The sequence below is a fragment of the Psychrobacter sp. M13 genome, assembly GCF_030718935.1.
Taxonomy (GTDB): domain Bacteria; phylum Pseudomonadota; class Gammaproteobacteria; order Pseudomonadales; family Moraxellaceae; genus Psychrobacter; species Psychrobacter immobilis_G.
In genome coordinates this window covers 479,972-500,662 of sequence record NZ_CP132194.1, presented here as the reverse complement: position 1 = coordinate 500,662, position 20,691 = coordinate 479,972, and the positions used below count along the sequence as shown (strand labels likewise).

Genomic DNA, 20,691 nt, shown 5'->3' with positions numbered 1-20,691 from the left:
CTCATTATATGAAATTTTGGTAGCTGTGCCATTATAAAACTGACAGCACGCGATTTTAAAAGGATATAAGGCAAATTAATTTATATCCCTATCTAAACGCAGTGCTCTAAATTCCCAACACTATAAGCAATCAAGCGTGAAAATATCAACAGACATAAAAAAGGCTAACATAACGTTAGCCTTTTTTGTGGTTAGAACTCAATCAAATGTAGCGATTAAGCGCCTTTTTTGCGACCATGACGCTTGCGCTCACTCTCAGTCAAGTAACGCTTACGCAAACGAATCGCTTTTGGCGTGACTTCAACTAACTCATCATCTTGAATATATTCAAGCGCTTGCTCAAGCGTAAACTTAATAGCAGGCGTTAGAGTCAATGCTTCATCAGTACCACTAGCACGGACGTTAGTTAATTGCTTAGCAGTTGTTGGGTTCACAGCCATATCATCACTGCGTGAATTTTGCCCCACAATCATACCCTCATATACTTCAAGCTGAGGCTCAGCAAAGAGCTTACCGCGTTTTTGTAGGTTAAATAGAGCAAAACCTAAGCAAACCCCTTTAGCCATTGATACTAATACACCATTAGTACGACCACCTACATCACCAATTTTCTGTGGTCCATAATGTGAGAAGCTTGACGTCATGATGCCCGAACCTGAAGTCAGTGTCAAAAACTCAGAGCGAAAGCCAATCAGACCACGAGCAGGAACGGTTGCTTCAATACGCATACGACCTTTACCATCGAGCTCCATATTGGTCATCTCGCCTTTGCGAAGACCGACCTGCTCCATAATACTACCTTGATGCTGATCTTCAATATCGAAGACTACATTTTCGTAAGGCTCTTGTAGCTTGCCATCAACTTCTTTTACGATAACTTCTGGACCCGATACGCCCATTTCAAAACCTTCACGGCGCATATTTTCAATCAATACTGACAAATGTAGCTCACCACGACCTGATACCTTAAACTTATCAGGAGATTCTGTATCTTGCACACGCAATGCTACGTTATGAATCAACTCACGCTCTAAACGCTCACGAATATTACGTGAGGTCACAAATTTACCTTCGCGGCCTGCAAATGGTGAGTTGTTCACCTGAAAGTTCATTGATACAGTAGGTTCATCAACGGTTAACGGCTTTAGCGCTTCAACATTGCTTGGATCACAAATAGTATCTGAGATATTCAACGCATCGATACCAGTAATACAAATAATATCACCCGCTTGAGCATCTTCTACTTCGATACGATCAAGACCATGATAGCCCATGATTTTTAAAATACGACCATTACGAGTCTCACCTTGTTTATCGATGATCGTTACTGGCGTATTAGTCTTGATTCTACCGCGTTGAACACGGCCGATACCGATAACACCAACGAAGCTATTGTAATCAAGGCTAGATATCTGCATACGGAACGGTGCGTCTGCATCAACTTGTGGTGGTTGAACCACATCAACAATAGTCTTAAACAAAGGAGTCATGTCGTCAGCAAGATCATCTGCTTCTAAACCAGCAATACCATTCAATGCTGAAGCATAAACAATTGGAAAATCTAACTGCTCATCTGTAGCGCCCAAATTATCGAACAAATCAAAAATTTGATCCATTACCCAGTCAGGACGTGCACCAGGACGATCGATTTTGTTAATAACTAAGATAGGTTTCAAGCCCTGCTCAAAAGCTTTTTGAGTGACGAATCTAGTTTGAGGCATAGGGCCATCAACAGCGTCAACGACTAAAAGTACGCAATCAACCATAGACATAACGCGCTCAACTTCACCACCAAAATCGGCGTGACCTGGAGTATCTACAATATTGATACGATACTCAGTGTCATCAGACTTATCTGTCCATTTGATAGCTGTATTTTTAGCCAAGATGGTAATACCACGTTCTTGCTCAATGTCACCAGAATCCATCGCGCGTTCGGCAATATTGGCTCGGTCACCAAAAGTACCTGACTGATGTAATAGTTTATCAACCAAAGTAGTTTTACCGTGATCAACGTGGGCAATAATTGCAATATTACGCAAATGTTTGATGTCGTTCGCCATATGAAATGCTCGTTTTGTCTTAATAAAATGTGATATCAGTAGACACTATGTCAATGCACAAAGTGTTTGGGCGGCTAGTATAACATTATTCATTGTCAAATTTATAATTTAACTTGTTTTTATAAGTATTTATAAGTCATCTCAATGTATGAATAATAAATACAGGCAACAAAAAAGCCACCCTACAGGTGACTTTTTCTTCTAACACTTAACTATTAATAGTAGCTTTCAATAAGAATAATCTTAGTTAATTACCATATCTTTAGTTTGTTCAACAGTCATAGATTTGTCACCAGTGATGATGGCATATACACGACGGTTCATAGCACGACCTTCTTCAGTGTCATTTGAAGCGATTGGTTGATCATAACCATAGCCAACAGTTGATACACGGTTTGGTGCAATACCGAACTCATTAGTCAACATAGACTTGACCGCTACAGCGCGAGCTTCAGACAGACGTTGGTTATAACGTGCTGATGGGCCAGTTTTAGAAGCATGACCTTCTACACGTGCGCCAGAGTTTGGATACTCACGCATTTTTTCAGCAACTTTAGCGATTTCTGACTGGTACTGTGCTTTGATGTTTGATTTATCGTTATCAAAGAATACACGTAATTCCATTTTTAGCTCATCGCTAACGACTACGTCTACTGGGCAACCACGAGCATCAACTACCAAGTTCATTGGTGTGCCTGGGCACTGATCAACGCTATCAAATACGCCATCACCATCAGAATCAACATCAGGAGTAACAACGACTACTGGAGTCTCTACTACTGGTACTACTGGTACTAAAGTAGGTTCTAATTGTGGTGGAACTGCTACTGTAGGTGCTAAATGACCGCCAAGTACGACTTCTAGACCAGCTAGAGCCATGCCTTCCCACCAGTTTTCATCAAAGTTATGAATCGCACGAGCTTCACCACGTAGGCTTAAAGCGTCATTGATACGATACATAGCACCTAGACCTAGGTTACCAATAGTATCAGTACTTTCTGATACTTGATTACCAGAATTGTCTTCAAACTCAAGTTTTGAGCGACCAGCACCAACTAATACGTATGGCTTGAATGAGCTATCTGTATAACCAGTGAACTGCTCAGTACCGATCAAGAAGTTACCAGAGATCATTTCTTGTTCACCATCAAAACCCTCTACACCGTCTCTACGAGTAGCATCATTGTTTGCTACACCGTACTCTACTTGAAACTGAGTAGAAGGAGTAAGCTCGATACCTAGTGCCGCACCAGTATACAAACCATCTTCTTTGTAATAACCGAGTTGATCACTTTGCTCATCTTCAGCGCCTTCGCTGTAATGATAGCCTAACAATACTGGACTGATAGTAACACCAGCGTTAGCCGCTAGTGGAGCAGCTGTTACAGCGAACAGTGCTAAAGCAATTTTATTCAATTTCATGGACTTCCCCCAAAGGATAATTTAATTAATATGCAAGCTAAGCCAATCTTTAAAAAGGCTTTTTAAGCACATTACTACATAACAAAACTAATTACGGAGTAGCTTAGCGACAATCAATACACTTTACAACTTTTTTCGTCAAGGAGCTACACATTATTACACTATTGTGTTGTAAGAAAAACACAATAGCAGCTGTATATTACTGATAACAAACACAAATAAAGATTTTTCCGAATATGTACCATCTCATTCGTAACAAAAATTTTACTATGTTTTTGATTACTTACTGCATTTTAATACATGTAGTTTTTTTTCTCTATTATAAAAACTTTTACTCACTAAATGAAACATTTTTTGACATTTGAACTATATTAGGTATATATTCATATTATCAAATATATTTTTATTTAGAGTATGTATTGATAGTTACAAGTATTGATAATTACAGTTTTAGGGATCGATCAATAGTAAATGATATATCAGATAGGCTTACAAGTGGGAGACAACGATGAATCAGTTAACTCAACCCCCTGCTGCTACTTCGGCATATCGCTATCATAAATTTACTAATACTGGCGTTGGTATCGATATCTTGATTACAAATCATCCTGGCGTTAGCTGTTCGCTTAAGTTAAAACAACAAAAAGCTTTTACTTTAATAGAGTTGATTATAACGATAGCTATCATAGCTATTATTATTACTGTCGCTACACCCTATGTGCTGACTCAGCTGGCAGCCACAGAAGCCAAACGCATTCGCTATGATATTTCAAACACCTTATCTATCGCTAAAGCCGAGAGCTTGATTCATCGTCAAAATTTGATAGTCTGCCTCTCTGATGATAATAGTACCTGCAATAAGAATAGCAACTCAGCCTTGTTGTTGTTTGCAGACAACAACGATAATAAAAGTTTCGATGCAGGGGTTGATTTATTGCTGACTGTGCAACGACTAGATCCTAAGTATGCCACACTGCATTTACGTGCTTCTGCTGGACGTCATCACATTAAGTTTTTTGGCGATACAGGTACGCCTCGTGGGCACTTTGGTCATATTAAGTACTGCCCAAACACAAGCTATAACACTAATAAATATCAAGTCTCTTTTAATAATATTGGTATTATTAGGTACAAACCAAATAGCAGCCACCCTACTGACTGCGATTAAAGCATGATTAAAATACAGATATCTACTAACGTTAGTATAATTAAAGCAATGCACTTGTTCTAAGCTTAAAAAAACTTATTGATAACGCTGTTGCTGCTGCCACAATAATCGACTTTGCAGAGGTTGATAGTCTACAAGATGATCGATAAGGTGTTTATATAGTCTTGACCAAGAATTAAGCGTCTCTATAGTAATACCAGAATGCTCCATCGCAAGGATTTCACTACCTTTAAATATGGCTTGCAAATTAGTGTTTTCTACTTGATCCGTATTTTGGATATCATTATGTTGGATATTAGGGTACTGAATAATAGGCATTAAGCCGATGTCTGGTAAAAACCTATAATCGTTATCAGCCTCGATATTATCTAGCATACTATCTTGAGTTAAATTCAAAGCAAAACCCAGCTCTTGAAACAAATTCTGTTCAAATTGACGTAAGCATAGACGTAGTTCATCAGCACTTAGCGACTGTTTAAGGGTTAACAGACTATGCTGATAGTGATGCCACAACGCAGGGGCTGGGTCTTCTACGGGCAGGAGTTTTAATAATATCTCATTCAAGTAGAGAGCCGCATATTGCTGTTGACCCGTAATCTGCTGATAGCGCTGCGGCTGAGGAGTCAATACTTGAGGCGTGCTACTGGCCGCTTGAGTTTTTTTTGAAACACTGTTGTTTGAAATATCGCTGCTTAGACCCTTATCTAGCTGACTGACCTCGATAGGGCTAATAGTGATTTGGCTAAAGGTTTTTAGGTCGCGCTTACCCGTTGCAAATAGTTGCAGCGGCTCAAACAACGGCGCACCTTTTTTACCTATGCCATGCACAATACCTAAGTGCTCTGAAAATAAATAATATAAGGCACGCTTTTCTTGATAAGGGCGCTGATGCAATAAGTAACCATTTAACGCTTCATTACGCATGGCTTGACCCCCTTATTTATTCTATTATTTATCTCAGCAAAACTTAGCTATCAACAAGTTATACTACTCAGTGCGTCAGCTTAATATTAACTTCTCAAAATCTGCTCAATACCCTAAGCTAGTCAGCGCACGCTCGTCATCAGACCAGCCTCGTTTGACTTTGACCCATAGCGTTAGCATAATTTTTTTATCAAGCAGCTGTTCTATATCTTTGCGTGCATCAATGCCTACTTGCTTGATACGCTGACCTTTGTCACCAATAATAATGGCTTTTTGTCCATTACGCTCGACATAGATAGTGGCATCGATAAAGGTACAAGCTTTACGCGGACGCCCTGTTTTTGGATCAGTATGCGCAGGCTCATCTTTAAAGCCGTCGATTTGTACGGTCAAATCATAAGGCACTTCGTCCCCTGCGCTACGCATAATCTTTTCACGAATAATCTCGCTGGCTAAGAAGCGCTCTGAGCGATCAGTGATTTGTTCGGTGTCATAGATAGGATCGGCAATAGGTAAATGCGAGGCAATGACTTCCTGCAAACGATCAAGGTTTTGATTTCTAAGAGCAGAAACAGGGACGATATCAGCAAAGTCAAAGCTATCACTAAAGGTCTCAATCAAAGGTAGTAATGTGCCTTTGTCTTTTAAGGTATCTGCTTTATTAATAACCAATACAACGGTAAGATTAGTGTCACCAAGCTTTTGTAATACCAATAAATCATCATCACGCCACTGATCTGAATCCACCACAAATAGCACTAGATCAACATCGACTAAGGCTGAGGTTGCCGCCTTATTCATGCGCTCATTAATAGCTCGTACTTCGTTACGGTGAATACCTGGCGTATCAACAAACACCGCCTGCATCTCATGGTTTGATAGAATGCCATGAATACGATGGCGGGTGGTTTGCGGTTTGCGTGAGGTGATAGAGAGCTTTTGACCTAGCATATGATTCATCAGTGTTGACTTACCCACATTAGGGCGACCAACAATCGCGACATATCCTGTCTTAAAGCTATCACTATTAATAGTGTTATCTTGACGCTTATCAGCGCTTTGAGCCGTATTAGTTGTGGCAAAAAACTCTTCAATAGCACTATCGTTTGCGGTATTATCAGTGCCATTAGTATCTATGACGTTGGCAGCAGCAGCTTCGCTACCATTAACGTCCGCTACATCAGTATCGGTCGTTGTGCTCTTCAAGCCAGCTTCTTTAAGTCGACTTGTGCTATTGTCGTCAACGACAGCGTTAGTAATAACAGCGCTCTCAGTTGATGGTAGATCAGTATTATTACTCATAGGTTCATCTCATAGGCTTATAACCAGCGGTTTAATAATAATTTATTAAACTACTGGTTATTAATATTTATTTTTACTTATCTTAGGGTGTATAGGTAAACCTAAGCTTATCCATCACCGCTATCTTTTGGTAGAATTTGGTAGTTTATGTAATTGATTAATCATCAGCTCAGCAGCTTTTTGTTCAGCGATTCGACGGCTTTCACCTGATTCAGTAATATCAGGACAGCCTATAATGTTGACTTGACAGCGCACCACAAAGATCTGGTAAGGTGCATTGCCTTGGATTTCCACTAGTTCATAATGAGGTAAGTCGAACTGTTTTGACTGTAGCCATTCCTGCAAACGGCTTTTGGCGTCTTTGAGAACTTTTTGCTCACTTACATTGTTAATTAAGTCGCCGTACCAAGACAAAACGCAATTTCGAGTAATGGTCAAATCTTGGCTATCTAAATAGATGGCACCGAGTAATGACTCTACAGCATCCGCTAGGATTGAGGCACGATTGCGTCCGCCGCCTTTACGCTCGCCAATACCCAAAATTAGGTGATTGGATAAATCTAACTTTTGCGCAATGATGACTAGAGTTTCTTGACGTACCAAAGTGGCACGCATCCGCGTTAATCGACCTTCATTTTGAGTGGGGTATCGATAATACAGAGCCTCGCCCACGATCATACCCAATAACGCATCCCCCAAAAACTCTAAGCGCTCGTAGTTCTTTTTGCTATCGAATGAGCGATGCGTTAGCGCCAGTTTGGGCAAGCTTAGATCCTTGAACTCATAACCTAATTGACGCGTTAATATTGCCAAACGCTTTATGAAGTCAGCATTAATAGGGTGATGGTTTACAGGATGATGCTGTTGTAGGTCTGATTTCATGCGCGGCTATTACTATCCTATTAAATGAATTATAGTGAAAAAGAAGCTTTGATGCTTGTCCCTACTCTGTGCCAACTACTCTACAGACTTAGAGTCAATATCACCTTCAAAATGATTAATAATGTCTACATTAGCAAAAAAATTATTGGTTGTATCATAGTCCTTGCGGATAGCCAATTGTCCTAATTTTTCATTAGTAAACGTAAAAGTCTCTTCAGCCTTGGTATCATAGCTGGCATTAATAGCGAGCTGCCGATCAACTCGCGCCATGAACTGTGCAGGCGTCTCTCTATTATTATTGGCTTCTTTTAGCTGCTCACCTAACATTTGCGTCATTTGATAATCACTAATTTGAGCAGGAACAATAGCGATCATAAGTTTTGCAGCGATAACGACTACAATCAATATCAAAATGACGCTAGTAACACTAGCACCGCGCTGTGAAGATAAACTCGCTAATCGCTGCGACATAACGCCTCCAAATGACTGCTAAATAGTTAAGAGCTTATACTTCTTTATTGCTTATACTCTGCTAGCAAAGTAAGTTTTAGTCAATGCTACCGTTACGCGCAAAAGTAGGTAAGGTTATACCTGGTGGCTTGTGCATCCAGATATAAACCGCTTTACCAGCGAGATTTTCATCAGGTACAAACCCCCAAAACCTGCCATCAGCGCTGCTGTCTCGGTTATCGCCCATCACGAAATATTTTCCTTCAGGAACCGTTATACGCCATTGAGTCCCTTTGGAAGTGATTACTTCTGGTGCTTGCTGCTGTAAAAACGGCCCCGCTTGCGAACTATTAGCACCTGGCAAATACCGTACTAAATGCTCATGCTCACCTTGAGTTTCCTGAAAGTATTGCGCATAAAACTCTTCTTCTTGACTTCTAGCTAGTGCCTGCTCTTTATTAAGATAGGTATTAGGCCCTACTTGCTGACCTTCTAAATAGAGACGCGCAGTAAGCTCAGCATCAGCTGTAAAGTCTTCAGGCTTAGTAGCGATCGGTACATCGTTGATAGATAACTGACCGTTGTTATAGCTGACGCTGTCGCCTGGCAGACCAATAACCCGCTTAATATAGTATATTTTAGGGTTTTCTGGAAAACGAAACACCATCACATCGCCATGTTCAGGCGAGCCTGTATCTATGACTTTATTATAAGTCAATGGCAGACGCACCCCATAAGCGTATTTATTAACGGCAATAAAATCGCCTGTATACAACGTTGGTACCATAGAGGATGACGGTATGTTAAACGGCTCAAGCAAAAACGAGCGTACAATTAATACCACTGCCAATACGGGGAAAAAGTCATAAGCCCAGCGTACAGGCCAGCTCTCTTTGCCACGGCCTTGAGTTTGGCGCTGCTTAAACACAAACTTGTCTAATAGCCAAAGGGCACCAAAAACTAAAGTTAAAGGTACTAAAACCAAATTAAAATCAAAATCCATACTGAATGGCCTATTAGCGAGCTAGCTCTGTAACCGTTATCAATTAAAGTCGCGATAAAAAGTAAATACCTAGTCTACTTGCAGCTTAGTCTACTTGTAGCACTGCTAAGAAAGCTTCTTGTGGAATCTCTACGTTGCCGACTTGCTTCATACGTTTTTTACCGGCTTTTTGCTTGGACAGTAGCTTTTTCTTACGCGACACATCGCCGCCATAGCATTTGGCAAGTACATCTTTACGCATGGCTTTGACCGTACTGCGACCAATAATTTGACCACCAATAGCCGCTTGGATTGCCACATCAAACATCTGCCGTGGGATCAGCTCTTTCATCTTACCAACCAGCGCATTACCACGGTAACGAGACTGAGTTTCATGCACGATCATTGCTAAAGCATCAACTTTATCGCCATTGATGAGCACATCGACTTTGACCAGTTTATCAACTTGATAACGTTCAAAATTATAATCTAAAGAGGCAAATCCGCGCGACACTGACTTCAATCGATCAAAGAAGTCCATGACCACTTCACCCATTGGAATATCAAATACCAGCTGCACTTGACGGCCCATAAAGCGCATATCGACTTGGACACCACGACGCTCCATGCACAAGGTCATCACATTACCTAAATACTCTTGCGGTACTAGGATCTGACAACGAGCGATCGGCTCACGGAACTCTTCGATATTATTCGATTCAGGCAAATGTGATGGATTATCGACATGAATGATGCTGCCATCTTTTTTGACAATCTCATAAATAACTGATGGTGCAGTGGTGATTAGATCCAAGTCGTACTCACGCTCTAAGCGCTCTTGGATAATCTCCATGTGCAGCATACCCAAAAAGCCACAGCGAAAACCAAAGCCTAGCGCATCTGAGGTGTCTGGTTCGAAGAACAAGGACGCATCGTTAATTTGCAGCTTTTGTAGCGCTTCACGAAACTTTTCAAAGTCAGTAGACTCGACAGGGAACATCCCTGCATAGACTTGCGGCGTCACTTGCTTAAAGCCTGGAATACGATCGACATCAGGCGTTTTGGCATGGGTAATCGTATCACCTACAGGTGCGCCTGCAATGTCTTTGATACCCGCGATAATAAAACCTACTTCACCTGCTTCTAAAATACCAGTATCTAATGGCTTCGGTGTAAAGACACCTATAGAGCCTGCTAAATGAGCATCTTGGGTCGATTTGATGTAGATTTTATCGCCTGATTTTACAGTACCTTGACGTACCCGAACTAAAGAGACTACGCCTAAATAGTTATCAAACCAAGAGTCAATAATCAAAGCTTGCAATGGCGCATCACGATCGCCTGTTGGCGCTGGGATAAACTCAACCAAAGCCTCAAGCAACTTGTCGACACCTAGACCTGACTTGGCAGAAACGCGTGGCGCATCCACCGCATCGATACCGATGATATCTTCAATCTCTTGAATCACGCGCTCAGGCTCAACTTGTGGCAAGTCAATCTTGTTCAGCACCGCCATCACCTCAAGCCCTTGATCGACCGCGGTATAGCAATTGGCCACAGATTGAGCTTCAACACCCTGTGCCGCGTCAACGACCAATAGCGCGCCTTCACAAGCCGCTAGTGAGCGCGAGACTTCATAAGAAAAGTCAACGTGACCTGGGGTATCAATAAAGTTAAGCTGGTAACGCTCACCGTTAGGATGATCATAATAGAGCGTCACCGATTGCGCTTTGATGGTAATGCCGCGCTCACGCTCAATATCCATCGAGTCAAGCACTTGCGCTTGCATTTCACGGTCTTGTAGCGCGCCGCACATCTGAATAAAGCGATCGGCAAGGGTCGATTTGCCATGATCAATATGGGCAATAATAGAAAAGTTACGAATATTGGCTAATGCAGTCACAAAGCGCCTACTAAATAAAGGAATGGGATAGAGATATCAAAAAACAATAATTAACAATGCCTGTCAGCAAATCATCAGAATAAGCGCAAATAAAGCTTACCGATACGCGCAGGCATGTGCTGGTATTCTAGCAGTTTTTGGCTATAAAGTATGGCGATTTTGTCAGTAAGTATTTTAGAGCTTGCAAGAGCTAGTTATAGTAATTAACACCATGACCAAATCATCCAACCAAAAATTTTAGGCAAAAAAAAACCAATCACAGTGGATTGGTATTTTAATTACTGTTTTACCAGTAAACGAGCAATAAATGGTGGCGATGAAGAGACTTGAACTCTTGACCTCACGATTATGAGTCATGCGCTCTAACCAGCTGAGCTACATCGCCATTTTAGGCTGCATATTATGCCCAAGCTGTTGACTGCCGTCAACCCCTAAAAGGCATTTTTTGCAAAAGATATGCATATTTTTCAAATTAACTGCAACTACTAGCTACTACTCGTAATAAAAAACGAGCACTAAAAAAGATTTGGCAGACCGATAAGCCGGGTTCTGTCGTGGACAATCATTCCTCTAGGCGTACAATCGCTCGTACGCTCAAGCAACCTACCCGCATCGAACGCGGGCCGCGCCATGCCGATGCCTATTTGGTCTTGCTACGCGTGGAGTTTACCATGCCGTGAGATGTTGCCATCCACGCGGTGCGCTCTTACCGCACCCTTTCACCCTTACCGATGACATGAAAATCTTGCGATTCTCACTTAAGCCAAAGGCGGTCTACTCTCTGCTGCACTGGTCGTCAAGTTACCCTGCCCAGCCGTTAGCTGGCACGCTGCCCTATGTAGCCCGGACTTTCCTCCCCTGCGCATCTGTTGCCAGTGTGCAGCGGCGATTGCCTAGTCTACCAAGCGCGCTAGTATAGCAAAGCTGAGAGTTAATAGGAGAAAAATTTTAGTTTATTTGCCCGTGATACGTTTGTATTTAGCCATCAAATCGCTCTGGGTCTCAACATGATCGGGATCATGGGGAATACAGTCAATCGGACAAATCACCACGCATTGTGGCTCATCAAAGTGACCAACACATTCGGTGCATAGATCGGGATTAATCTCATAGATATCCTCGCCCTCATAGATGGCATCATTAGGGCAAGCAGGCTCACAGACATCACAATTGATGCATTCATCAGTGATTAGTAGTGCCATGAGCTGCTCCTTATAATAGTATTAATAAATAGATGAAGGGTTAGATTACTTATTAAACTTTTGCGCAAATGCCTGTGTGACACAGGTTGGGACAAATTTTGTAACATCACCGCCAAGTTTGGCAACTTCACGAATCATCGTTGAGGAGATAAAAGAGTAATTCTGTGATGGCGTCAAAAATACTGCCTCAAAGTTTTCATCCAGCTCGCGATTCATATTAGCCAATTGGAACTCATACTCAAAATCTGACATAGCACGCAGGCCACGTAGTACCGCTGTAGCGTTTCGCTCACGCATAAATTCAACCAGCAAGCCTTCAAAGCCTACCACTGATACTTGTGGCAAATCAGCAAAGACGCTCTCGACCATATCGACACGCTCTTCAAAATCGAATATTGGCTTTTTATGATGACCTAAGGCTACAGCAATGACCACTTCATCGAATAGCTTGGTCGCTCGGGTAACTAAGTCCACATGCCCATTGGTAATAGGATCAAAGGTACCAGGGTATAAAATCTTGGTGTGCAGTTTTGAAGATTTGGAGGAAGTTGCGGCAAGGCTCATAGCAGGGCTAATGTAATCATTAATATTGCTCTATATGCTAACAAATTTTTGCCGAATTTAACACTTATCTATCGCTAAAAAGAGCATACATGAGCTTTTAGATAACTATTGAGTAATTATTAAATAGCTATCACTATAGATATTGATTGTTTTTCTCAACATGCCCTAGCAACGCAGTCACTACATTTGTTATAACAGCTACATACACTTGCACCTATAGCTTTGCTACAATAGCGGCTCGACTCATTTATAGTTATAAGATTAGCCATAAGATGAGGAATAAGTCAGAGAAAGATAGTGACTCTGACCTGAAAGTCCTTAAGAGGAAATTATGTCAAAAAAATCAAAAAAGCCAGATAATCAAATATGCGCTAATAAAAAAGCGCGGCACGAGTACTTTATTGAAGAGAACTTTGAGGCAGGGTTGTCTCTGCAAGGGTGGGAAGTTAAGTCTATTCGTGCAGGCAAGATGACTATTACCGAAGCCTATGTGATCTTTCGCAATAACGAAGCGTTTTTGTTTGGCGCGCATATTCAGCCACTAATAAGTAGCTCGACGCACGTCAGTCCAGATACGACTCGTACGCGTAAGCTGCTACTCAATCGCCGTGAAATCGAAAAACTATTTGGTGCGGTGAATCAAAAAGGCTATGCTTGCGTGCCGTTATCTTGCTACTGGAAGCGCTCGATGGTTAAGTGTCAAATCGGGCTTGCCATCGGTAAAAAGCAGCATGATAAACGTAAAACGCTAAAGGATCGCGATTGGGAACGTGATAAGCAGCGAGGCTTTAAGCAGCATTTGGACTAGAAGATTGCTATCACTCTAGTAATAAGAAAAGCGGACAATCTATCAAGTTGTCCGCTTTTTTAGGTTCATTACAATCATTATTATCAAGCAGTAAGCGTATTTAATCTTTGCTTACGAGCACTACGTAATTGGCGCACACCATGCGCGATTAAAAAGACAATACCTAACCAAATCAAGCCGTAGCTGTATATCATCGCTGACTCAAACGGATTACCTAGTACCGTTACCGCTAAGATAAATAACAATGCAGGCTCTAAGTAGCTCATCATGCCATAGACATTAACAGGTAGCATCTGACTGGCATCAACGTTGGTTTTCATTGCCAACACACTTAGAACCCCTAAACCTGCCAGCATCGCGATAAAAAAACCAGAGCCACTAACTAAGCTTAAACTACTAGGTGCAATAAAGAATAAGTAAGCTAAGGCAAAAGGCGCAAAGATAGTCAAATCAACCAGCAGTCCTGTAACCGCGCCGATACCTTGCAAGCGACGCAGGATATAATACAGTGGATAAGTACCACAAACCCATAATGTTGCCCATGAAACGCTTTGTGTACGTACAATTTCACTACTCACACCCAATGCTGCAAAGCCCACCGCTAACCATTGTAATCGGCTTAACTTCTCACCAAATAGCACACAGCCAAACACCACCATCATCAATGGGAATAAGAAATAACCCATCGCAGTTTGTACGCCTTGACCGTTGACAGGTGCCCACATAAATAGCCAAAACTGGCTCAAAAATATCGGTGTCGGCAATAACAACCATGCCCACTGCTTAAGCGAACGCAGCGTCTTTAACTTATCAAGGTGCGAAGTCAGACGACCACTAATCACCAGATAGCCTATCAATGCCGCCCACATCGCGAGCATGCGCCAAATAAAAACTTGCGTGCCAGATAAAGGTGCTAAAAAGCTACCATAAGCGTAGAGCACACCGAATAGCAGATTGGATAATACAGCCAAAGACACGCCCATCATTAAGGTGCGCTGCTGCGCGGTACCAGTCGTCCACATCGCTGGCATCGGCAAGCGTGATAGCGTTGAGGCTAGAGTAGTAGATAAGGTTGAAGTAGACATAAGACCCTCTGATTTGCGCGTTATAAAAGAAAATACTTAACTATCATTATTTTTATTTTGAATAAGTTAAGTTATAGTTGATAAGTCTTATTTTACCTTTGTGCTTTGATACATTATTTCTATTTTTAGATATATTTGATAATATTTATTATAATAATATCTATATTGCTTATAATTTATTGTCTCAGCATTTATAATGATAATAGTTACATTAATTGGAAAGCTAATATTATGAATCAGCAATTAGATAACACTGATAAGGCTATTTTAAATCTACTGCAAGACGACGCCACTCTGCCGTTAAAAACGGTTGCAGAGCACGTGCATGTGTCTATTGCTACTGCTCAAAGGCGAATACAAGCTTTAGTAGATAATGAAGTGATTACTAAGCAAGTCGCTATTGTTGATCCCAATAAGGTAGGCTATAGCTTGACAGCGGTCGTCATGGTAGAGATGGCAAAATCAAATAACTCAATGCAGCACCGATTTGAGCGCCTAATGAATGCGCAGCCGCAAGTGATGAGCTGTTATGAGGTATCAGGCGATGCGGATTTTATGCTGATGGTTAGCGCTAAGAATATGAGTGATTATCATCAATTTACGCGCAATCTACTCACTTATGAGAATAATGTGCGTCATTTCAAAAGTCAGTTTGTGATGAATTTCACGAAGAGTGGGACGAAGATTTATATAGAGTAATGGCTGTGAAGTAAGGTTTATAAACAGATAAATTGCTTTGCTACTTATGCTTTGTCGTAAGATGAATGAGATAAGAAATAGCAAAGCAGATATAAGCATTACTAGACGATTCGACATAGTTAACCTTAGTTTATTAGAGTACATCCTGCGCCAGTTTTAATTGGCTAGATAAAGCGTTAGAAATCTTATTTATTTTACCTCCTATTAATCCTCAGATTACCCAAAACTATCAATAACTTATCATTAATCTTACCGATATAATGAGTCGCATCATGAGTGTGATTCATGTTAAAATGAGCGCCTTTAAATTAGCCTCTATCTATAACGGTCATTATTGACATCTATTATAGTCATTAAATAGTCGCTGAATTTTACCTGTATTTTTATTAAGGTTGTCCCATGTCTGCTGATACCATCGCCCGCACCGCCTTTAAACAAGGCACTAAGCCACTCTACGATTATGATAAGCATTGGGCGAGCTGCTACGAGCCTGCGCCCTATCTACCGATGAGCCGCGCTGAGATGGATGCGCTGGGCTGGGATGCTTGCGACGTCATTATTATATCAGGCGACGCTTATGTCGATCATCCCAGCTTCGGTATGGCGATTATCGGTCGTCTATTAGAAGCGCAGGGCTTTCGAGTGGGGATCATTGCTCAGCCAGATTGGAAGAGTAAAGATGCCTTCATGGAACTGGGCAAGCCCGTCTATGCTTATGGTGTGACTGCTGGCAATATGGACAGCATGATCAATCGCTACACGGCTGATCGCAAAATCCGTAGTGATGATGCGTACTCACCTGGCAACGTCGCAGATAAGCGCCCTGATCGCGCGGCTATTGTCTACAGTCAACGCTGCCGTGAAGCTTATCCTGATGTGCCAATTATCTTAGGCGGTATCGAGGGTAGCCTGCGCCGTATCGCTCATTATGACTATTGGTCGGATAAAGTGCGCCGCAGTATTTTACTCGATGCGCGTGCGGATGTTTTATTATACGGTAATGCCGAGCGTGCCATCGTTGATGTGGTACATGGTTTATCCAAAGGCTATAGTTTTGAGCAAATGAGTAAAATGCGTGGTACGGCGTACCTTTTGACACCGACACGTCGCCACTGGCAGGCGGATATGACAGAGGTCGCTAGTAACGATGTCGATACTGTCGGTCGCGTTGATCCGATTATCAATCCTTATGTGATGACCGAAGATCTGGATCAGTGCTCAATTGAACAAGATAAACCGAGCTCATCTCCAATTGGGCCTGTTGGACAAGCGATGACAGGTATGTCCGCGCAGTATCAAGGGTTTGTATCTGAGCCTGTGGCTAATAAAATCATTAACGCTGATCAAGTCGATGAAGACACCCAAGTAGTACAAATGCGCGGTATGGATACGCAAGAGAGTAAAGAATACCGACCTAAAACCGCTCGTAAATATAAGCTAAAAATGCCTGCGCGCGAGCAAACGGTTATCCGTCTGCCAGATTATGAGCATGTTAAATCTGATCCTGTGCTCTACGCTCATGCCAGCCGTATCTTGCATCTTGAGACCAATCCAGGTAATGCCCGCGCTTTGGTTCAACGCCATAGTAGCGGCGCTGGTAACTCGCATACCTCTATCGATGTCTGGCTCAACCCACCGCCGATTCCGCTATCGACAGAAGAGATGGATTATGTGTTTGACCTGCCTTATGCCCGTCTGCCACATCCTAGTTATGGCGATGCGCGCATCCCTGCTTATGACATGATCAAATTCTCTGTTAATATTATGCGCGGCTGTTTTGGCGGTTGTACTTTTTGCTCTATTACCGAGCACGAAGGGCGTATCATTCAGAACCGATCAGAAGAGTCTATCCTACGTGAAGTAGAAGCTATCCGTGATGTAGCACCGAACTTCACTGGCGTCATCTCTGATTTGGGTGGCCCAACCGCGAATATGTATCGCTTGAGCTGTAAAGATGAGACGATCGAGAAAAACTGCCGTAAGCCCTCTTGTGTCTACCCTGATGTCTGCGAAAACCTAATTACCGATCACAGCAACCTAACTAAGCTATATCGTAAAGCGCGTGATATCAAAGGCGTGAAAAAAATCCTTATTGCCTCAGGTCTACGTTACGACTTAGCAGTAAAAGATCCTGAATACGTCAAGGAATTAGTTAGCCATCATGTCGGTGGCTACCTAAAGATTGCCCCTGAACACTCAGAAGAAGCGGTACTGACGAAGATGATGAAGCCGGGCATGGGCAGCTATGATAAGTTCAAAGCCATGTTCGAGCAATACAGTCAAGAAGCGGGTAAAGAGCAGTATCTAATCCCCTACTTTATCGCCGCGCATCCTGGTACTAAAGATGAAGATATGATGAATCTTGCGCTGTGGCTCAAAAGCTATGGCTACCGTGCTGATCAAGTACAAGCCTTTTATCCAAGTCCAATGGCGACTGCAACGACGATGTATCACACCCACAAAGACCCGCTACATAAAGTGAGTCGCGAAGGCGGTGATATGGATATCGTCAAGTCAGGTAAGCAGCGCAAATTGCACAAGGCATTCTTGCGTTATCATGATCCGAAAAACTGGGTAATGTTGCGTAAAGCATTGCAAGATATGGGTCGTAGCGATCTGATTGGCAAGAATAGAGGCTGTCTCATACCACCATTCAATGCTAGTCTAGAAGGGCGTGATGCTGAACAAAATGGCTATCAGTCTGCTCGTAAAAAGAACAGCCGCGTCGGTAACGACTCTGTAAAACGTCGTGATAATAATACGGCTGCTAATACAACAGGTAACCCTACTAAAAAAAGAGTAAGTAAGGGTAATTTCCAAACTCAACATACTGGTCTGCCACCGCGTAAAACTAAATAAATTGACACCAAAACAGTATAAGCTCGCCAGCTAGATATATCAGATATAGATTAAAACAGCGCACATTATTTTATAAAGTAATGTGCGTTTTTTAGTGCTTATCTTCTATTATTTAGCTTAGCTGAATAATTACATTAGAAAATATTTAGGTAAGATAACTCACATGTTAGGAACAATTCCTAACATTGCAAAGTATAAGTTTTAGTTACTATGAACGTCATGCGCTGGGCGCATCAATAATATTAATTTTTACCCTAAGACCTTAACCTCTTAATTTATATTTTTTGGAGATTTCTATGAATAATTTAGCTAAATTAGCTGCCACTTTGCCTGCTGTTGCTTTATTGGGTGCTTGTTCAACGATGAGCCCTAAGCCTAACATGCCAGTAACGACGCCATCAGAAAGTGTGACCACGCTTGCTTATGATCGCATGGCACCAGCACCATACACTTGCACTGATGATAGCCAAGTTATGGTCAAGCAGTCTATCAATAAAGAGCAAGTTATGGTTAATGCTACTGTACCAAAAATCAACTGGTCACAGCAGCCTATAATCTTAAATGGTGGACCTAACGGTAAAGTATCAAGCTATATTAATGAGTCGAATCCAGAAGTTATTTATGCATGGCATATGCAAGCTGACGAAGGGGTATTGGCCATGAAATGGGCTGATGGCAAGACCTATCAAGTTAATTGCAAAATAGGCAGATAATAAGGTTAGTTTAGTCGTTGAGTAATAATGATAAAATTATAATCAAGTAGCTCAATATTTGAATAAACAGTCATCCTATGATGGCTGTTTTTTTATGTGTTTTCCAATAAGTAAACGTGGCAAAATAACGATATTCGGTGTCAATTATGCGACAATAATAGCAACGGTACTTTTTAAGAGGGTAAGATTCATGGTCAAGCGTTTAGCACCTATGCTGATAATCACTATAGCTGGCATGGCAACTACATTAACAGTGTCAGGCTGTGATAATAATAGTGACACTACTATAGAGAGCGTCGCTACTGAGCAAACAGCTACCTCTCTAGCAGATACTGAAAACTCTGATAGTGCCGAAACTGATGCCAAAGTTACTGCTATTGATTGGTCAAAAGTAGACAGTGGCGAGCCAGCCGCTACTGTCGCTGACTACGAATACCCCTTTGCAATCGATAGTCAAAACGTCAAGAATTACGCTGATTATTTTAAGGTAGACAATGCTACTGCCCAGCATAATCTGACGATAAGTACGGCGAGTAATGAAGCTCTATCTAAGGTGCTCGATCAGCTGGATACGAGCTATACCTCACACCAAGTTATCGATGGTAAAGACGCTAAGCTAGTGATACATACCACTGCTGACATCGATGCCAGCAGCTATGATTATGTCTTCGCTGAGCCTTTTGCGAAAGGGCTAATATTACCGATTGAGATTGTGCCTGATGGGGTGAAGAGTGATATTGATGTGCACGGAGATTATCAAGAGCAAGAAGCGAGTCTATAAAATAGAAACCTTAATCCAAATATGTTACTTGTAGGGTGCGCCTCGCGCACCGATGATATTCAAAATAAACCTGCACATTGATACCGAGATACCGATTAAAAATATTCCTCTCAAGGAAAAGTGAAAATGCCGCAATATATCCGCTCATATACGGAAGGCGCTACTTACTTTTTTACATTGGTATCGTATAACCGAAGAAAAATACTTTGCAATGAGGACTTTTTGCAAGCTCTTAGAAACAGTATCAGACAAATTCAGCAGCAGTATCCTTTTGAAATCATTGCATGGATACAATTACCTGAACATCTGCATTGCATTTGGCAGATGCCTGAGAACGATGCAAATTATAGTATGCGTTGGTCGCAGATAAAACGACTGACGACTCAAGCTTGTCCGCAGTATCATCTGACAGCGCATGAGTTGAGCCATTCAAAAGTTAGTAGGAATGAGAGAGGAATATGGCAACGACGATTTTCTGAGCATCAAATAAATAGTGAAGCTGATTTTATTAAGCATATGGATTACATTCATTACAATCCTGTTAAGCATGGATTGGTCAAGAGAGTTATAGATTGGCAGTATTCAAGCTTTCATCGCTATGTTAAAGCTGGTGTTTATTCAGCAAATTGGGGTGACAATTTGATTGAGTTTTCAGAGAGTTTTTCGGCTAGGTCAGAGTAGTTTATGATGATAGTGAGCAGTTGTAGGGTGCGCCCTGCGCACCGATGTATGAGTATTAAACAACCAAACCTACCTCTCTGCGTAAATTATTTCTTATATAATTATTTATCAAATAATGCTTTTGTGTTTTAAAATTCGATTCTTAAATAGTGCGCGAGGCGCACCCTACTCGACCAATATAATCATATCAAATATGTGTGATA

General features: G+C 41.7%; 18 protein-coding genes, 1 tRNA gene and 1 other RNA gene. 7 read left to right on the top strand and 13 right to left on the bottom strand.

Annotated features, from left to right (window positions below; all coding sequences use genetic code 11):
* Positions 1–215 precede the first annotated feature (215 nt).
* The gene (gene typA / locus Q9G97_RS02155) at positions 216–2,063 is read right to left on the bottom strand and encodes a translational GTPase TypA (protein WP_305899548.1); all 1,848 of its coding nucleotides are present in this window, start codon (positions 2,061–2,063) and stop codon (positions 216–218) included.
* A 243-nt stretch (positions 2,064–2,306) separates the two neighbouring features.
* Positions 2,307–3,485 (bottom strand): OmpA family protein, encoded by a 1,179-nt coding sequence (locus Q9G97_RS02150; protein WP_305899547.1) that lies wholly within the window; start codon positions 3,483–3,485, stop codon positions 2,307–2,309.
* A gap of 508 nt (positions 3,486–3,993) precedes the next feature.
* Here Q9G97_RS02150 and Q9G97_RS02145 point away from each other — a divergent pair.
* The gene (locus Q9G97_RS02145; RefSeq protein WP_305899546.1) at positions 3,994–4,653 is read left to right on the top strand and encodes a GspH/FimT family pseudopilin; all 660 of its coding nucleotides are present in this window, start codon (positions 3,994–3,996) and stop codon (positions 4,651–4,653) included.
* A 75-nt stretch (positions 4,654–4,728) separates the two neighbouring features.
* On the opposite strand, the gene Q9G97_RS02140 is transcribed toward Q9G97_RS02145, so the two are convergent.
* The 10 genes from Q9G97_RS02140 to coaD all read right to left on the bottom strand — a co-directional run bounded on the left by Q9G97_RS02140 (position 4,729) and on the right by coaD (position 12,862).
* Positions 4,729–5,577, bottom strand: coding sequence for a DNA repair protein RecO (locus Q9G97_RS02140; RefSeq protein ID WP_305899545.1), 849 nt, complete (start codon positions 5,575–5,577; stop codon positions 4,729–4,731).
* Between the two features lie 105 nt (positions 5,578–5,682).
* Positions 5,683–6,879, bottom strand: a complete 1,197-nt coding sequence (era, locus tag Q9G97_RS02135; RefSeq protein ID WP_227680335.1) for a GTPase Era — start codon at positions 6,877–6,879, stop codon at positions 5,683–5,685.
* A gap of 120 nt (positions 6,880–6,999) precedes the next feature.
* Positions 7,000–7,761, bottom strand: coding sequence for a ribonuclease III (rnc, locus tag Q9G97_RS02130; protein WP_305899544.1), 762 nt, complete (start codon positions 7,759–7,761; stop codon positions 7,000–7,002).
* Between the two features lie 75 nt (positions 7,762–7,836).
* Entirely contained in the window at positions 7,837–8,232 is a 396-nt protein-coding gene (locus Q9G97_RS02125; RefSeq protein WP_201571501.1) for a DUF4845 domain-containing protein, read from the bottom strand.
* A 76-nt stretch (positions 8,233–8,308) separates the two neighbouring features.
* Complete coding sequence (gene lepB / locus Q9G97_RS02120) at positions 8,309–9,214, bottom strand: signal peptidase I (protein WP_305899543.1); 906 nt, start codon at positions 9,212–9,214, stop codon at positions 8,309–8,311.
* A gap of 85 nt (positions 9,215–9,299) precedes the next feature.
* Entirely contained in the window at positions 9,300–11,096 is a 1,797-nt protein-coding gene (gene lepA, locus Q9G97_RS02115; RefSeq protein WP_201571499.1) for a translation elongation factor 4, read from the bottom strand.
* 308 nt (positions 11,097–11,404) lie between these two features.
* Positions 11,405–11,481 (bottom strand) — tRNA-Met (locus tag Q9G97_RS02110).
* A 137-nt stretch (positions 11,482–11,618) separates the two neighbouring features.
* Positions 11,619–12,001: RNase P RNA component class A (gene rnpB, locus Q9G97_RS02105), an RNA gene on the bottom strand.
* Positions 12,002–12,049: 48 nt separating this feature from the next.
* Entirely contained in the window at positions 12,050–12,298 is a 249-nt protein-coding gene (locus Q9G97_RS02100; protein WP_201571498.1) for a YfhL family 4Fe-4S dicluster ferredoxin, read from the bottom strand.
* Between the two features lie 45 nt (positions 12,299–12,343).
* Positions 12,344–12,862 carry a pantetheine-phosphate adenylyltransferase gene (coaD, locus tag Q9G97_RS02095; RefSeq protein WP_305899542.1) on the bottom strand — a complete coding sequence of 173 codons (519 nt, stop codon included), beginning with the start codon at positions 12,860–12,862 and terminating at the stop codon, positions 12,344–12,346.
* 331 nt (positions 12,863–13,193) lie between these two features.
* Here coaD and smpB point away from each other — a divergent pair, with 331 nt between their 5' ends.
* Positions 13,194–13,670, top strand: a complete 477-nt coding sequence (gene smpB / locus Q9G97_RS02090; RefSeq protein ID WP_201571489.1) for an SsrA-binding protein SmpB — start codon at positions 13,194–13,196, stop codon at positions 13,668–13,670.
* Positions 13,671–13,753: 83 nt separating this feature from the next.
* On the opposite strand, the gene rarD is transcribed toward smpB, so the two are convergent.
* Positions 13,754–14,755: an EamA family transporter RarD gene (gene rarD / locus Q9G97_RS02085; RefSeq protein ID WP_305899541.1), complete on the bottom strand. Its 1,002-nt coding sequence runs from the start codon at positions 14,753–14,755 to the stop codon at positions 13,754–13,756.
* 231 nt (positions 14,756–14,986) lie between these two features.
* Here rarD and Q9G97_RS02080 point away from each other — a divergent pair, with 231 nt between their 5' ends.
* The 5 genes from Q9G97_RS02080 (at position 14,987) to Q9G97_RS02060 (ending at position 20,488) form a co-directional block, all read left to right on the top strand.
* On the top strand, positions 14,987–15,454 hold the full coding sequence (locus Q9G97_RS02080) for an Lrp/AsnC family transcriptional regulator (protein WP_305899540.1): 468 nt from the start codon (positions 14,987–14,989) through the stop codon (positions 15,452–15,454).
* A 399-nt stretch (positions 15,455–15,853) separates the two neighbouring features.
* Positions 15,854–18,313, top strand: a complete 2,460-nt coding sequence (locus tag Q9G97_RS02075; RefSeq protein ID WP_305899539.1) for a YgiQ family radical SAM protein — start codon at positions 15,854–15,856, stop codon at positions 18,311–18,313.
* A gap of 296 nt (positions 18,314–18,609) precedes the next feature.
* Entirely contained in the window at positions 18,610–19,026 is a 417-nt protein-coding gene (locus Q9G97_RS02070; RefSeq protein ID WP_305899538.1) for a hypothetical protein, read from the top strand.
* 190 nt (positions 19,027–19,216) lie between these two features.
* Positions 19,217–19,807 (top strand): hypothetical protein, encoded by a 591-nt coding sequence (locus Q9G97_RS02065; RefSeq protein WP_305899537.1) that lies wholly within the window; start codon positions 19,217–19,219, stop codon positions 19,805–19,807.
* Positions 19,808–19,933: 126 nt separating this feature from the next.
* Positions 19,934–20,488, top strand: a complete 555-nt coding sequence (locus tag Q9G97_RS02060) for a transposase (protein WP_305899536.1) — start codon at positions 19,934–19,936, stop codon at positions 20,486–20,488.
* Positions 20,489–20,691: the final 203 nt, after the last annotated feature.